Origin of the sequence: Kineococcus indalonis, from assembly GCF_009906395.1 — a bacterium.
Classification (GTDB): Bacteria; Actinomycetota; Actinomycetes; order Actinomycetales; family Kineococcaceae; genus Kineococcus; species Kineococcus indalonis.
Map to the genome: position 1 here is coordinate 1 of NZ_JAAALM010000995.1, position 534 is coordinate 534.

1 protein-coding gene is annotated in these 534 nt (G+C 73.0%); it reads right to left on the reverse strand.

Translation table 11 applies throughout. The features are described from left to right. The coding region (locus tag GTR00_RS22375) for an LLM class flavin-dependent oxidoreductase (RefSeq protein ID WP_166613658.1) at positions 1 to 534 on the reverse strand (534 nt) is incomplete at both ends.

A 534-nucleotide genomic window follows, 5' to 3' on the forward strand; every position in this document is an offset into this window, starting at 1 on the left:
TGATGGCCCGCACGGGACCGGCCAGCTCGTTCGCGAAGAACTCCAGGAAGCCGTCCGGGTCCGGGCCCGCGTTCTGGGTGACGACGTGGTCGAAACCCGCGTCGACGTACTGCTGCACGTTCTGCAGGTAACCGGCCGGGTCCGGGCCGACGGCGAACTGCGCCGTGACGTCCTCCGCCTTCACCGTCCGCGTCGCGGCGTCGAAGTTCACCGGGTTCGGCAGCTCGGCCATGACCTTCCAGCCGGTGACCGCCCAGCGGCTCTTCTCCAGCACCGCCTCGACGGCGCTGCGCTCGTCCGGCGCCCACGCCATCGGCACCTCCGCGTACGCCGGGCCCTGCCCGCCCAGCCGCCTCCAGGTGTCCACCATGTCGCCCTTGGGCTCGGTGGCGAACAGCCCGTCGCCCAGCTCCGCGGCGATGCGCGCCGACGCCGGCCCGCTGGCCGCCACCGCGATGACCGGCAGCTGCTCGGGCAGGTCGAAGACGCGGGCGTCCTCCAGGCGCAGGTGCTTGCCCTCGTAGGTGCGGTACC